The sequence below is a fragment of the Azospirillum sp. NS33 genome, assembly GCF_059703765.1.
In genome coordinates, this window is the sequence record NZ_BAAKJB010000010.1 from 155138 (window position 1) to 169895 (window position 14758).

General features: G+C 72.4%; 12 protein-coding genes and 1 pseudogene. 4 read left to right on the plus strand and 9 right to left on the minus strand.

Going from position 1 to position 14758, the window contains the following annotated elements:
• Positions 1–30 precede the first annotated feature (30 nt).
• The 3 genes from AC6H2I_RS11565 to AC6H2I_RS11575 are packed head-to-tail and all read right to left on the minus strand — an operon-like array spanning position 31 to position 4906.
• Complete coding sequence (locus tag AC6H2I_RS11565; protein ID WP_497500781.1) at positions 31–981, minus strand: ACT domain-containing protein; 951 nt, start codon at positions 979–981, stop codon at positions 31–33.
• The gene (mfd, locus tag AC6H2I_RS11570; protein ID WP_497500782.1) at positions 978–4607 is read right to left on the minus strand and encodes a transcription-repair coupling factor; all 3630 of its coding nucleotides are present in this window, start codon (positions 4605–4607) and stop codon (positions 978–980) included. Before mfd ends, AC6H2I_RS11565 begins: the two co-directional genes overlap by 4 nt.
• A 14-nt stretch (positions 4608–4621) precedes the next feature.
• Complete coding sequence (locus AC6H2I_RS11575; RefSeq protein ID WP_497500783.1) at positions 4622–4906, minus strand: FAD assembly factor SdhE; 285 nt, start codon at positions 4904–4906, stop codon at positions 4622–4624.
• A gap of 229 nt (positions 4907–5135) precedes the next feature.
• Between AC6H2I_RS11575 and AC6H2I_RS11580 the strand changes: the two genes are divergently transcribed.
• Positions 5136–5438, plus strand: coding sequence for a hypothetical protein (locus AC6H2I_RS11580; RefSeq protein ID WP_497500784.1), 303 nt, complete (start codon positions 5136–5138; stop codon positions 5436–5438).
• 147 nt (positions 5439–5585) lie between these two features.
• Positions 5586–6263 carry a septal ring lytic transglycosylase RlpA family protein gene (locus AC6H2I_RS11585; RefSeq protein ID WP_497500785.1) on the plus strand — a complete coding sequence of 226 codons (678 nt, stop codon included), beginning with the start codon at positions 5586–5588 and terminating at the stop codon, positions 6261–6263.
• A 3-nt stretch (positions 6264–6266) separates the two neighbouring features.
• Here the strand turns inward: AC6H2I_RS11585 and AC6H2I_RS11590 are convergent, their stop codons facing one another.
• The 4 genes from AC6H2I_RS11590 to murJ all read right to left on the minus strand — a co-directional run bounded on the left by AC6H2I_RS11590 (position 6267) and on the right by murJ (position 11025).
• Complete coding sequence (locus tag AC6H2I_RS11590; protein ID WP_497500786.1) at positions 6267–7805, minus strand: ATP-binding cassette domain-containing protein; 1539 nt, start codon at positions 7803–7805, stop codon at positions 6267–6269.
• Entirely contained in the window at positions 7802–8956 is a 1155-nt protein-coding gene (locus AC6H2I_RS11595; RefSeq protein ID WP_497500787.1) for a hypothetical protein, read from the minus strand. The genes AC6H2I_RS11590 and AC6H2I_RS11595 overlap by 4 nt, the downstream gene beginning before the upstream one ends.
• Positions 8957–9065: 109 nt before the next feature.
• The gene (gene fliN, locus AC6H2I_RS11600) at positions 9066–9368 is read right to left on the minus strand and encodes a flagellar motor switch protein FliN (RefSeq protein WP_497500788.1); all 303 of its coding nucleotides are present in this window, start codon (positions 9366–9368) and stop codon (positions 9066–9068) included.
• A 97-nt stretch (positions 9369–9465) separates the two neighbouring features.
• A complete protein-coding gene (gene murJ, locus AC6H2I_RS11605) occupies positions 9466–11025 on the minus strand; it encodes a murein biosynthesis integral membrane protein MurJ (protein ID WP_497500789.1) in 1560 nt (519 codons plus the stop codon).
• Positions 11026–11291: 266 nt separating this feature from the next.
• Here murJ and AC6H2I_RS11610 point away from each other — a divergent pair, with 266 nt between their 5' ends.
• Positions 11292–12077: an alpha/beta fold hydrolase gene (locus AC6H2I_RS11610; protein ID WP_497500790.1), complete on the plus strand. Its 786-nt coding sequence runs from the start codon at positions 11292–11294 to the stop codon at positions 12075–12077.
• Between the two features lie 85 nt (positions 12078–12162).
• Here AC6H2I_RS11610 and AC6H2I_RS11615 read toward each other — a convergent pair whose 3' ends face one another.
• Together AC6H2I_RS11615 and AC6H2I_RS11620 are read right to left on the minus strand one after the other, a co-directional pair.
• A complete protein-coding gene (locus tag AC6H2I_RS11615; RefSeq protein WP_497500791.1) occupies positions 12163–12336 on the minus strand; it encodes a DUF1328 domain-containing protein in 174 nt (57 codons plus the stop codon).
• Positions 12337–12572: 236 nt separating this feature from the next.
• Positions 12573–14066, minus strand: a complete 1494-nt coding sequence (locus tag AC6H2I_RS11620) for a hypothetical protein (protein ID WP_497500792.1) — start codon at positions 14064–14066, stop codon at positions 12573–12575.
• A gap of 236 nt (positions 14067–14302) precedes the next feature.
• Between AC6H2I_RS11620 and AC6H2I_RS11625 the strand changes: the two are divergent.
• A pseudogene (locus AC6H2I_RS11625) lies at positions 14303–14758 on the plus strand (hypothetical protein); the annotation flags it as partial.

Consider the following 14758-nt stretch of genomic DNA (forward strand, 5'->3'; position numbering starts at 1 on the left):
CCCCCGGGCCCGCCCCGGGGGAGGACGCGATCACGCCGGGTCCCGCCGCACCCGGGCGACGCCGGCCAGCGCCACCGCCGCAGGGTCGGCCAGTGCCGCGCGCACCAGCAGATAATCGGTGTCGTAGGTCGACAGGGCGAAGACCGGGATCGCCGCCTCCGCCAGGGCCGCCGTCAGCCGGGCCAGGATGCCGGTCAGCGCGACGTCCAGCGGACCCTCGACCCGGAACGCCCGCCAGTCGCGTTCCGCCCGCACCCCCTCCGGCACCGCGCCGTCGGCGCACACGACCGAGACCTCGTCCGCGGTGCGGGTCACCGCCACCAGCGGACCGTCCCACGCGACCCACCCGGGCACCCCGTCCTCGGGGGGCAGGCGACACACGGCGAAGGCACCCGCCATCAGGGTCAGCACCAGGGGGGCCGCCGGTTCGGCCGGCTTCATCACCGCGTCCAGCATGCGCCGGTCGACCTGGAGCGGATTGAGGATGCGCCGCGCCCGCTCCGCCAGCGAGGACACGCCGGAATCCAGGGCGCGCCGCATCATCTCCGCCGCCACGTCGCGCAGCGGCCCGTAGCCCTCGGCCAGGTCGACCATGGCCTGCAGCGCCGCGGTGCGCACGATGCGGCTTTCCGTGGCCCCGAACCACTGGGTCATCAGGGCGGCGGCGCGCCAGCGGCGCGCCTCGTCGAGGGTCAGGCGCGGCAGCAGCCGCGCGAGATGCCAGCGCACCTCGGCCTGGTCGAGCTGCGCCGCCTCGCCGAGCAGGCGGTCGACGAAGGGGTCGACGGCGTGCGGCGCGTTGCGGCTCACCCGCTCCAGGCTCGCGGCGGCGCGCATGCGCACCCGCGCATCCGGGTGGAACAGGCAGTCGACCAGTTCCGCCGCCAGGACCGGCTTCGCGGCCACGGCGTCGGCGACCGAGGCCGTGGCGCCGTCCGGGCGGCGGTCGCCACGGACCAGCCGCCCGGCCAGCCCGGTCATCGACGGCCGGTCCGGCCCGGCGGCGGACGCCCGGGAATGTTCCGGCCGAACTTGGAGCCGGCCTTCAGCGCGGAGGGGCGTGGCGGTGGCGGCGGGGGCGGCGGGGGCGGCGGCTCGCCCTTCACGTCGGCCCCGGCGGCCATGTCGGCAAGGTCCTTCATCAGGCGCTTCACGCCGGCGACGCGCAGGCCCGCGTCGTCCCACACCCGGGTGTGGACCAGCTTGTGGTCGGGCCGCAGCTTCATCAACCCACCCTGCCCGGCGATGTAGGCGAGCAGCTTGTCGGGGCGGGCGAAGCTGTTGCCGTGGAAGGTCAGCACGGCGCCCTTGGGCCCGGCGTCGACCCGCTCGACCCCCGCCTGGCGGCAGAGCTGCTTGACGGTGACCACGTCCAGAAGGTTCTCGACCTCCGCCGGCAACGGGCCGAAGCGGTCGATCAGTTCGGCGGCGAACCCCTCGACCTCCGGACGGTCCACCAGCTCGGCGATGCGCCGGTACAGGGTCAGACGGACCGTGAGATCGGTGACGTAGGTCTCCGGGATCAACACCGGCGTGCCCAGGTTGATCTGCGGCGTCCAGCCCGCCGCCTCGGCGCCGCCGCCGTCCTGGCCCAGCCCGGCGCGGGCGTTGGCCACCGCCTCCTCCAGCATGTGCTGGTAGAGCTCGACGCCGACCTCCTTGACGTGGCCGGACTGCTCCTCGCCCAGCAGGTTGCCGGCACCGCGGATGTCCATGTCATGGCTGGCGAGCTGAAAGCCGGCGCCGAGGCTGTCCAGCGTCTCGATCACGTGCAGGCGCTGCTGCGCCGTGGCGGTGAGCTGCTTGTTGGGGGTGTAGGTCAGATAGGCGTAGCCACGCACCTTGGAGCGGCCGACACGGCCGCGGATCTGGTAGAGCTGGGCCAGCCCGAACAGGTCGGCGCGGTGGACGATCATCGTGTTGGCGGTGGGGATGTCGAGGCCGCTCTCGATGATGTTGGTGGCCAGCAGCACCTCGAACTTGCCCTCGTCGAAGGCGGTCATCACGTCTTCCAGCTCCGACGCGGCCATCTGGCCGTGGGCGGTGGTGACCTTCACCTCCGGCACCAGCTCGCGCAGCCGCTCCGCCACCTTCGGCAGGTCCTCCAGCCGCGGGCAGACATAGAAGGTCTGGCCGCCGCGGTAATGCTCGCGCAGGATCGCCTCGCGGATGACCACGGGGTCGTAGGGCAGCACGAAGGTGCGCACGGCCAGCCGGTCGACCGGCGGGGTGGCGATCAGCGACAGCTCGCGCACCCCCGACAGCGCCATCTGCAAGGTGCGCGGGATCGGCGTCGCCGTCAGGGTCAGCACGTGCACGTCGGCGCGCAGCTCCTTCAGGCGCTCCTTCTGCTTCACGCCGAAATGCTGCTCCTCGTCGACGATCACCATGCCCAGGCGCTTGAAATCGACGCCCTTGCCGAGCAGGGCGTGGGTGCCGATGACGATGTCGGCGGTGCCCTCGGTGATCTCCTTCTTGACCCGGGTGGCGTCCTTGGCGGTCACCATCCGCGAGAGCTGGACGATGCGCAGGGGCAGCCCGGCGAAGCGGGTGGCGAAGGTCTTGTGGTGCTGGCGCGCCAGCAGCGTCGTCGGCACCACCACCGCGACCTGGCGGCCGCTCATCGCCACGGCGAAGGCGGCGCGCAGCGCCACCTCGGTCTTGCCGAAGCCGACGTCGCCGCACACCAGGCGGTCCATGGGCCGGCCGGAGCCGAGGTCGGTGAACACCTCCTCGATCGCCTTCAACTGGTCGTCGGTCTCCGGGAAGGGGAAGCGCGCGGCGAATTCCTGATAGAGACCCTCGGGCGCGTCGACCGCCTCGGCACGCCGCAGCTCGCGCTCCGCAGCGATCTTCAGAAGCGCTTCGGCCATGTCCTTCAGGCGCTTCTTGACCCGCGCCTTGCGGCCCTGCCAGCCCGCCCCGCCCAGCTTGTCGAGCTGGCCGCCGGCCTCCTCGCTGCCGTAGCGGGTCAGCACCTCGATGTTCTCCACCGGCACGTAGAGCTTGTCGCCGCCCTCGTAGACCAGGCGCAGGCAGTCGTGCGGGGCGCCGGAGACGGTCAGGGTCTCCAGCCCGTCGTAGCGGCCGATGCCGTGGTCCATGTGGACCACCAGGTCGCCCTCGTTGAGGGCGGAGTACTCGGCGATGAAGTTGGCGGCCTTGCGCTTGCGCTTGCCGGCGGGGCGGACCAGGCGGTCGCCGAGGATGTCCTGCTCGGTGATCACCGCCAGGTCGGGCGCGGTGAAGCCGTGCTCGATCCCCAGCACCATCATGCCGGTGACGTGGCGGTCGAAACGCCGGGCGTCCTCCACGCTCTCCGCCGGCTCCAGCCCGGCGATGCCGTGGTCGGCCAGCACCGCCATCAGGCGGTCGCGCGACCCCGCGGAGTAGCCGGCCACCAGCACCCGCCGGCCGTCGGCGCGCAGGCGCTGGATGTGGTCGCGCACCGCGTCGAACACGTTGACGTCGGGCCGCGCCCGCTCCTCGGCGAAATCGTGGCCGCGGCGGCCGCCGGCATCCATGGTGCCCATCACCCCGGGCGGCGTGGCGAAGGGCTGGAGCCGGACCACCCCGTGCCCGCCGAGCGCCGCGTCCCACTGCGCGCGGTCGAGGAACAGGAGGCCAGGCGGGATCGGCTTGTAGACCGGCTGGCCCGCCTTCTTCTCCACCGACGCCATGGTGGCGCGGGCGGAATGGAAGTCCTCGATCTGGGCGAGACGGGCGTCGCGCGACTCCTCGGCCTGGTGGTCGAGGGAGATCAGGGCCTTGGGCAGATAGGCCAGCAGGCTGTCCAGCCCCTCGTGGAACAGGGGCAGCCAGTGCTCCATGCCGCCGAACTTGCGCCCGGCGCTGATCGCCTCGTAGAGCGGGTCGTCGTCGGTGACCGCCCCGAACAACTCGCGATAGCCGGAGCGGAAGCGCGCGATCGCCGGCTCGTCTAGGAACACCTCCGACACCGGCTTGAGCACCACGCCGTCGCGCTTCTCGGTGGTGCGCTGGGTCATCGGGTCGAAGGCGCGCACGCCGTCCAGCTCGTCGCCGAACAGGTCGAGGCGCAGCGGCTCCTCGGTGCCCGGCGGGAACAGGTCGATGATGCCGCCGCGGATGGCGAACTCGCCGGGCTCCCGCACCGTCTGGGCGCGGGTGTAGCCGTTCTGCGCGAGGTAGCGCTGCAGCGGGTCGAGATCGATGCGGTCGCCGATCCGCGCCGCGAAGGTGGCGTGGCGGAAGGCGCCGCGGCCCGGCACCTTCTGGAGCAGGGCGTTGACGGTGGTGATCACCACCAGCGGCGCGCCGCCGTCCCGGCGCTCGAGCAGCCGGGTCAGGGTGTCGATGCGCCGGGCGATGATCTCGCCGTTGGGGGACACCCGGTCGTAGGGAAGGCAATCCCAGGCGGGAAAGGTCAACACGTCGAGAGCCGGCGCGAAGAAGGCCAGGGCCTCGGCCAGGCGCGCGGTGCGGGTGTCGTCGAGGGCCACGTGCAGCACGCCGGCGGGGCCGGCGCGGCGCGCCAGCTCCGCGACGACACGGGCGTCATGCCCCTCGGGAGCGCCGCCGACCAGGAGGCGGGCCGGGCGGCCGGGCTGAAGTTCGAATTTGATCAAGGTGGTACGGCGGCTCAGGAGCCCTGACGGGGCGTGTAGCGGAACTGGGTGAAGAGGCGCATCACCTCGGTGTCGTGCTCGGCCGGCACCGGCTCGCGGCCCGTCATCCAGTTATAGAGATCGGGATCGCCGAGTTCCAGGAGCGCCTCGAAGCGGTCGAGCCCGCGCGTGTCGAAATCCGCCACATGGGCGTCGGCGAAGCTGCCCAGCAGCAGGTCCATCTCCCGCGTGCCGCGGTGCCAGGCGCGAAAGCGCAGCCGCCGGCGCCGCACCTCGATGGTCTCCGTGGAGGTGCCCAATCCCCTGCTCCCCGCCAGACGTGGCCGATCGGCGAGAGGTACCCCATGGCGCCCCCGTCCGGCAAGGGCCGGCGGCACGGCCGGCGCGGACTGCGCGCCGCGGCTTGCGCCGGTTGCTCGTCGCCGGCGCCGTTCCCCCTTTCCGCTTGCCCCGCGTTATCCAACTTACGTATTATGAGCTTTGGCATAGTCGCGGCTTCCCGCGCGGCACCGAGGGGCAGGAGCAGTGTTGGACAGCGGCAAGCGTGGCTGGGGCGGCGGGACGGGTGCGTGTCCGGAGGCCGCTCCCGCCATCCGGACCCCGGCACCCGCCCGATGCCGCCCGCGCACGCCCTGCACCACCTGCCGCGCCATCCTGACGGCCCGGGCCTTGAGCCGCGCGGCCGGGGATGTGGAGGCGCGGATCCTGCTGCTGCGCGTCGAGCGCTGGCTGCTCTCCCTCCCCGGCCCGGCGCTCCCCGGCCCGGTGCTCGACGAGTCGGCGCTCGACGAGTCGGCGCGGGTCCGTCCGGCCGGGCCGGCAGCGGGCTGACTCGGCCCGGCGTGCCCCCTGCCCCCCTTTGGCTTTCGTGGATGATCGTCCCCGCGGCCTATGTCGGGCGGGCAGGAACGCGGAACCATGCCCAGACGATCGTGTTGCGACCCCCGTCTGCTTCCACACAAAGCCGAAGGAGGGAACATGGCGACGCGGGTGCTCACGGAGATGGCCGGGATTGCGGGATTGGTGATGTTGATGAGTTCCGGCCCCTTGGGCGCCAGTTCGTTCGTTGACGGGGCCGGTTCGTTCGTAGACGGGGATTGCCGCACCACCGCCGAGGGGTGCCCTGCCGACGTCCGGCCCTTCATCGACACCGGTGTCGCCTCGTGGTACGGGCCCGGATTCCACGGCCGGCGCACGGCCAGCGGCGCGGTGTTCGACCAGAACGCGATGACCGCGGCCCACCGCACCCTGCCGCTCGGCACCGAGGTGCGGGTGGTGCGCATCGATGACGGGCGGTCGGTGCGGGTGGCGATCAACGACCGCGGGCCGTTCATCGACGGCCGGGTGATCGACCTGTCGCGCGGCGCCGCCGCGAAGCTCGACATGCGCGAGGAGGGAATCACCGCGGTGCGGGTCTACGTCGTGGGCGAGCCGCGGGTCGTCATCGCCGACAACGACGCTCTGCCGGCGGCCCTGGTCGGCGCCGATCCCGACCCGGCGCCGGTTCCCGTCCGCGCACCGGTGCTGGTGGCGCAGACGCCGCCCGTGCAGACGCCGCCCGAGGCGGCCCCGACCGATCCCGCGCCGGACCGCGACGCCGACGCGGCCGGGGACGACATGGCCACGGAGGAGCCGCCGACGCCGGCCCTGCCGTGATCGTCAGAACTGGGCGACGCCGACCACGGCGTGAACGAACAGGGTGATCGACACGCCGGCGACGATGGACTCGGCGATGGCGTAGTTGATCGCCACCACCGAGGCCTTCTTGCGCAGGCCGATGAAGACCCCCACCAGCCCGGCCAGGGCGGCGCTCACCATGGTCTTGACGACCACGTAGCCCAGGTCCCTCCAGACATGGGCCTCGCCGGAGAGGAAGGTGCGGAAGAAGTTCTCCTGCCACAGCTCGGCCGCCTGGCCGGGGAACAGCAGGTGCCAGGTCTGGAGCGAGGCCCAGCCGGCGGTGGCCATGGCCACCGCCATCAGCACCACCGAGCCCAGCACCATGTTCAGCAGGATCGAGCCGATCAGGTAGAGGTTGGCGGGGATGCGCAGGTTGTGCATCGCCTTGAACTGGCTGGACAGCACCCGGTTGCCGAGATCGGCGGCGATGATCGCGTTGTTGCGCGCCACCACCAGGATCGAGGTGATCAGGGGCACCGCCACGGTCACCTGGATGAAGCCGAGCCCGACCAGGGTCTCGTCGTGCAGCAGCGACTTCAGGTATCCGCCGAAGGAGTGATAGTTGAAGCCGAACCAGATCTCGACGAAGCCGACGATCGCCCCGCCCAGGGCGACGTAGAGCAGCATCAGCGGCGAGGCGCAGAGCACCCAGAAATACTCGGCGAAATACCGGGCGAACCAATGGGCGCCGCTGGCCCGCGGCAGCCGACCGGCCCAACTGCCCTCGGGCTCCACCTCGCCTTCGGCCACGGAGCGGGCGGCGCCCGGCGCCAGCCCCATCATCTCGCGCTCGATGACCTCCAGGTCGGGGGCGACCGAGCGCAGGCTGCGCGTGCGGGTGTCCAGCAGCAGCACGCGATCGGCCATGGGGAGCAGGTCCTCCACATGGTGGGCGACGATCACGGCCGGCTTGCCCATGCGCCGGCAGATGTCGCGGACCATGCTGGCCAACGCCCGCGAGGACCGGATGTCGAGGCCCGAGTTCGGCTCGTCGAGAAACAGCACGGGGCGGTTGGCCAGGAGCGTGCGGGCGATGGCGACGCGCTGGCGCTGGCCGCCGCTGCACGCGCTGACCAGCTTGTCGGCCGCCACGTCGGGCAGCAGCGACACCGCGCAGTCCTGCAGCGCGGCGTCCGTCTCCGGCGCGTGGTCGGCGGCGATGCGCAGGTTCTCGCCGGTGCTGAGGTCGTCGAACAGCGCGTTCTGCTGGAACACCAGACCGCCGATCTCGCTGCGGTCGCGGGACAGGTCGAAGGTCCGGCCCGCGCAGACCATGGTGCCGGTGACCCGCCAGCCGCCGGACAGGGCGTCGGGCAGACCGCTCAGCAGGTTGATCATCGTGGTCTTGCCGGAGCCCGACGGCCCGACCACCACGACGATCTCGCCGGGGCCGATGTCGAAGCTGGCATCCTCCACCAGCACCGCGCCGCCGGGTGCGGTGATGGTGAGGGCGCGGATCGCGAGGGTCGGCTCGGGCGGGACGGCGGCGGCGGCCTCCACGGCGGCGACGGCGCTCACGACCGGGCTCCGGCCGCGCCGGTGCGGCCGAGGGTCACCGGGGCGAGGGGATCGATGGCGGCGATGCGGTCGCGCTGGTCGGGGGTCATGTAGATGATCACATATCCGCTGAGTCCGCGCGCCTGGGACTTGAAGATGTCGGCGGCGAGCGAGTTGAGGTCGGCCTTCTCCTCGAGCCGGGCGAGGGTCCGGGGCGCGGCGCGCATGAGCTGCAGCGCTGGCGGGCCGACGGGCGCGAGATAGGCGGAAAAACGGCTGTCGCCGAACAGGTCGCTCAAGGTGCCGGTGAACCGGTCGTCGGCGCGCAGGCGCAGGATCAACTCCGTCGCCATGACCTCGGCCAGATGCTGCACCTGGGGAGTCGCCGCGATCTCGGCGACCGCCCGGGCCGTGCCCTCGCGCACCCGTTCGTCCGTCAGGGCTCCCGCCACCGCTTCCTCCAGGGGGGCCAGGTCCATGGCGAAGCCCTCGGAGAAGACGTCGAGCAGGTTGGCGGCGCTGCTGCGCGCGGCCTTCCACACCGCCGGGGTCAGACGCTCCAGCAGCGCCGGACGCAGATCATCGGCGACGACGCCACGGAACATGGGCTGACCGATCCGCAGCACCGCGGCCGCGGCGTCCTGGGTGGCCGGCGCCTTCCAGGCCCCGGCGAAGGCCTCGCTCACCGCCGTCTCCAGAACCGGCTTGTACTCGCGCAGGAACACCGGCGACTTCAGCGCCCCCTCGATCGCCTCGCGCGCGGCAACCACGAACTCCGCGGCGGTGTCGCGCAGCTCGGCGCGGTCGCCCTCGGTGGCCAGCACCCACAAGGTGCGCACGTTGGCGGCCAGCAGCACCGCCTCGGTGCGGCTGTCGACGGCGTCGACCGCGTCGTAGCGCGCCACCTGGATCAGGCCGTCCGCGTTCATGGTGGCGATGCCGCTGCGCCGCGTGCGCACGTCGCCGATCAGGTCGTAGACGGGAATGCCCTTGTCCGGCAGCAGGCCGGCCACCGGCTCCGGCGCGCGGTAGGCCACGGACGCGTCGGGAAGCCCGGTGGCGAAGGGAAACACCGAGGCCCCGGCGGCGCCGAAGGCGATGAGGAGGAGGGCGGCGGCGGCGAAGGCCGCGAGCCGGGAACGGGCAAACCGAAGCAGCGCCGAAAAGGTCACGGGATCTCCGTCCGTCGGTCCAGGCTGGCTGGGGGGCAGTGCACAACGCCGCAGAGGAAAGCGAAGCCCTCGACTCCTGTCCAGGGAAAACGCGGCGCGGCGCGCCCGTTCAGCGCTTCCACTCGCGGCTGGATTTGATGAAGTCGGTCAGCGTGACACCGATCTTGTCATCGACGATCACCACCTCGCCGCGGGCGACCAGAACCCCTTCGACGTACACGTCGGTGGGGTCCTTGAGATGACGGTCCAATTCCACCACCGCACCACGGCCGAGTTTCAGCAGGTCGCGCACCCGCAGCATGGCCGTGCCGATGACCACCTTGATCTCGACCGGCGCGTCGCCGATGGCGAACTGGTCCGGTTCGTCGGAGTTGGAGCTGCGGGAGCCCAGCAGATCGTCGATGTTGGCCATGGGACGCCGTCGGTTTTCCGTGCCTGCCCTAAGATGTAACCCTTCGGCGCCGCCTGCGGCAATGTTTCCCGGCCGCGCGGCGTGGGACAATCGCCGGTTAGCCCTTTCGCGCGCCGCCGCCCCACCCCCGCAGGCGGGCGACATCGGCGCGCCCGACCACCCCCAGCGCCACCGCCAGCGCCGCGTAGGCGAGCAGGCCCGTGGCCACCAGCGCCGCCAGCGCGCCGCCCCGCGCCGCCAGGCCGCCGGCGAACAGCCACGGTGCCAGCGCCGCCTGGGCCGCCCACAGCGCGGCGCCCGTGCCGAGCGCGGCGGCGGCCATGCGCGGCAGGAGGCGGCGCAGCCGGGCGTCGGCGGCGAACAGGCCGCGCCGGCGCAGCGCCCAGACCAGCAGCCCGGCGTTGACCCAGGCCGATGCGGAGGTCGCCAGGGCCAGCCCGACCACCCCCAGCGGCCCCGTCAGGGCGACCTTCAGCGCGACGTTCACGACCATGGCGACGACGGCGAGGCGGACCGGCGTGAGCGTGTCCTGGCGCGCGTGGAAGCCGGCGACCAGGCTGCGGATGGTCACGAACGCCGGAAGGCCCAGGGCGTAGGCCTGCAGCACGGCCGCCGCGGCCGCCGCATCGGCGGCGGCGAACCGGCCGTGCTGGAACAGCACGCTCACCAGCGGCAGCCCGGCGGCCAGGAACGCCGCCGCCGCCGGCAGGGTCAGCCCCAGGGCCAGCTCGATGGCGCGGTTCTGGCTCGCCACCGCGCCCGCAGCGTCGCCGCCCTTGATGCGGCGCGCCATCTCCGGCAGCAGCACGGTGCCCACCGCGATGCCGACCACCCCCAGCGGCAGCTGGTTCAGGCGGTCCGCATAGTAGAGGTACGACACCGCGCCGGTCGGCAGCAGCGAGGCAATCAGGGTGTCAACGAACAGGTTGATCTGCACCACCCCCGCGCCCAGCGCCGCCGGCCCGAGCACCGCCAGGAAGCGCCGCACGTCGGCGGTCCAGCGCGGCGCCACCAGGCGCAGCCCCATGCCGGCGCGCCCGGCGGCCCAGGCGAGGTAGAGGAATTGCGCGACGCCGGCCGCGAACACCCCCCACGCCAGGGCGTGGCCGACCGTCGGCAGCAGCGGCGCCGCGGCCAGCAGCGCGGCGATCAGGCACAGGTTGAGGAGAATGGGTGCCGCCGCCGCCGCCCCGAAGCGGCCGAGCCCGTTGAGCACGCCGCCGAGCAGCGACTCCAGCGACATGAACAGCAGGTAGGGAAAGGTGATCCGGGTGAACAGCACCGCCAGATCGAACCGTTCGGGGTCGCCGGCGAAGCCGGGGGCGAACAGCACCATGAACCACGGCATGACGGCGAGGAAGGCCACCAGCAGCACCCCCTGGACCGCCAGCAGCAGCGCCATCACCCGCTCGGCGAAGCGGCGCGCCGCCGCCGGCCCGTCGCCGACCAGCGTCTGCGAGAACAGGGGCACGAAGGCGGCGGCGAACGCCCCTTCCGCGAACAGGGCGCGGAAATGGTTCGGCAGGCGGAACGCCACGAAGAACGCGTCGGCCACCGGCCCGGCGCCGAGCAGTGCCGCCATGAGGATGTCGCGCACGAAGCCCAGGGCACGGCTCGCCAGAGTCAGGCCGCCGACGGACAGGATGTTGCGGATCACGGTCGAGCGGCCCCGGTAGGACGAGCGGCGCGCATCCTACGGCGGCGCTCCGGCGCCCGCCAGGGCGGCGTGAGGGCATGGCCGACCCGGCCGGCCTGTACCATTGTCAAGCAGGGTTTCCCAACGCCGCCCAGCCATGGGCGGGCTCGGACAGCCTGCAACACCACGACGTCCGCGGGTGTCGCCGGGCCGGGCCGGTGGCCCGATCCGGTGAAACCGGCGTAGGATCGTCGTGGCACCACGACAACGGACACGCGGACCACGCCATGCCCCAGGGCCTTCCCCTCACCTATCTCGAAGCCGGCGAGAGCGTCGGCGGCACGCCGCTTCTGGTGCTGCACGGGCTGTTCGGCTCGGCGCGCAACTGGCAGACCATCGCCCGGCGGCTGGGCGAGCGGCGCCACGTCTACGCCCTCGACCTGCGCAACCACGGCGGGTCGCCCTGGGCCGACAGCATGACCTACCCGGAGATGGCCGCCGACCTGCTGCGCTTCCTCGACGACCGCGGCTACGCCCGCGCCGCCGTGGTCGGCCACAGCATGGGCGGCAAGGCGGCCATGGCCATGGCCCTGGCCCTGCACCACCCCGACCGGGTCGAGCGGCTGGTGGTGGTCGACATCGCGCCGGTGGCGTACACCCACACCCATGCCCCCATCGTCGCGGCGATGCGGGCGGCCGACCTGGCCGGCTGCACGCGGCGGTCGGAGGTCGACGCACAGCTCGCCGACGCGGTCCCCGAGGCGTCGCTGCGCGCCTTCCTGATGCAGAACCTGGTGCAGGAGCACGGCCGCTTCCGCTGGCGCATCAACCTGGAGGCCATCGCCGCGGGAATGGACGCCCTGATCGGCTTCCCGGACGTGGCGGGCGCCCGCTACCCCGGCCCGGCCTTGTTCATCGGCGGCACGCGCTCCGATTACGTGACCCGGGAGCAGGCTTCGGCGATCGCCGAAGCCTTCCCCGCCGCCCGCACCGAGATGATGGCCGGCGCCGGCCACTGGGTGCACGCCGAACAGCCCGATGCCTTCACCGCGCTGGTCGAGGGCTTCGTGTGACCACGCCCCCGGGTGCGCCGGTGGGTGCCGCCGCGGTCACCGGACAGACGGTTCGCGACGGGAACCGTCTGTCCGGGCCCGGCGGTTAGAACACCACCTCGCCGGCCATCAAGGCCAGGATGACGAAGACGACGAAAACAATCAGGAAGATCCAGAACAGGATTTTCGCGATGCCCCCGGCGGCCGAGGACACGCGCGTGAAGCCGAGCGCGCCGGCGATCAGCGAAACGACAAAGAAAATCAACGCCCATTTCAGCATGGTGAACTCCACATTGGCCCAAGGCGGCGGCGACGCCTTGCCTGCGGAGAACGCGGGATCGCGATGGGCGTTCCATCACACGATCGCCGGGAGGCCGGTCGGCCCCCGGCTTTGGCAGACCGGGCCGGCCGGCCCGGTCATGGGCCGGGCGGCCCCGAAACGACGACGGCGGGCCGGCCCCGAAACGACGACGGCGGGCCGTCGGCCCGCCGTCTCTCACGACCTTTGCGGACCGGTCAGCGCGCCGGGGTCGGCGACTTGCCCGACACCGACGGCGTCTGGCGGAACGTGTCGACCAGATAGGGTGCGAGCGCCTGGCGCATGGTCCGCAGCCACTCGTGGATGACGATCAGCGAGCGCGACGCGACCGGCGGTGTCATGCCGAGCTTGGCCAGGTCCTCGCGGGTCATCTGGGCCACCTCGTCGAGGCGATGGCCGGTGAGGCGGGCCCAGGCCGGCGCGGTGCAGGGCGGCATCGACAGCACCTGCACCCCTTCCCGCTCCATCAGCTCGGCCTTGCGCCGGCCATACTGGCTGTCGTCGAGTTGGCTGAACGGACCGGACACCCCGTTCTCCACCAGCACGCGCTTGGCCCGCGGGGCGATGGTGGCGATGCGGTCGAGCGTGGTCATGCCGGTCGACAGGGACGCCAGATCGACGGTCACCGGCACCATGAAGGTCAGCCGCTCGCCGTCGCCGACGTAGTAGTCGAAGCCGGACACTTCCGCCCAATTGAAGAACCACTGGCTGATGTTGCCGCCAAAGTCGTAGAGGCGACCGCCGCGCTGCAGTTCCGGGCCGATCTGGTCCCAGAACTCGTAGAACCCGTCTCCCGATCCCATCAGGTTCATGAAATCCTGTGAAATCCGGCGGTGCTCGACGACCTCCGGCCCGAACAGGCGGGCGAGGCGTTCGTTGACTTCGTACTCGACGACCCGCAGTTGAAGGCCCTCAAGCATGGCGGTCGCCATCAGGTGGTGCGACAGAAGCGTCTTGCCGACGCCGCCGCGGTCATTGAGGACGAAGATCGTACCCAGCATGAAATCGCCTTTCCAAAGGTCGTTCGTCTTAACGGATGGGGTCGGGTCGGGTGCAGACGAGGCGCCGGCCGGTCCGGCCGGGATCGGTTCGGCTGGAGGGGGATCGGCCGGGATGGCCGCGGCCGGCGCGGCGGCCGGCGGTGGGGAGTCCGGCACCGCGTCGGATGGCACGGCGCCGGACGGGCGGGCTGAGGGTTCGGCGACGCCCCGCACCGCGCCGGTGCGGCCGGAGTCATCCGGCGGGCGGGGCGCGGCCAGGGCCGGAGGGGCGGCGGCACGGGCCTCCCGGCCACCCTGGCCGCGCCCGCCCCGGTCGTGTTCGCCCCCGCTGTGAACGCCCCCGCTGTGAACGCCCCCGTCGGGCTCGCCCGTGTCGCGAACGTCCTGGCCGTCGTCCGCGGAGTCGGAGTCGGCGACGCCGTCCTCGTCCCCCGCACCCGCACCCTCGTCGCGCATTTCCGCGCCGACCAGGAAGAAGGCGGAGCGCAGCGTGACCGGGGCGATCGGCTGGGAGTCCCGCGCGGTGACGCCGAGCTTGGCCAGGACGTCCGATATCTCGGCCCAGGCCAGGCCACGCTCGCGCATCAGCCCGATGTCGTCATAGTTTTCGCGCACCGCCTGCATCGCGCTGCGATTGCCGGTGGGACGATCGGCCAGCAGCCGCTCCAGTTCCGTGCGATCAATCGTCACCGTGACAACTCGGAAAGTACGCGTTGCGAAAACGCGCAGGGTTGGATCGCCGTCGAAGGAAGCCGTTCCCCCGGCGGGCAAAAAATAGTACAAGCGTTATCGAGGCGCAAACGGTTTCAAGCGCCGCACAACGGGGCGAACACCAGCACTAAACAGTGCCACATCGCCGAACGTGCGACTCGAACGCCGCTGCGCTGCAGGATATCCACTGTTCGCGGGTTCGCAGGTTGGGAAGCATGTCCCAGGACTTCCGGTCGCTGCGCGAGGCGGCGCAGAACATAGGCTTCCACGAGCTGCGCCAGGCCTGCGAGATCTCGACGCTGCGCCAGGATCTCGAACACGCCCAGCAGCAGGCGGACGCGCTGCGTGCGCACATTGAGGCGACCGTGTCGCAGGTGCGGGCCCGCGTGGCCGCCCTGACCGCCGACGACCTCGCCGACGCCGCCACCATGGCGCCGCTGCTGCAGGATGCGGTTGCCCAGCTCATCGCCATCCGCGACGCGGCCCGCGCCCCGGCGGCGCGGCGTGCCCTCGCCGCACCGGCCGCGGCACCGGCTGCCCCGCCTGCCGCCACCGGCACCGCCACCGCCGCACCGGCACCGGCGGCGGCATCAGGCGAGGCGCCCGGCGCGGCGCCGCCCCGGGCCGCCCGGCCAGCGGCGCCACCAGCCGCCTTCCCCCCGCCGGGCGCG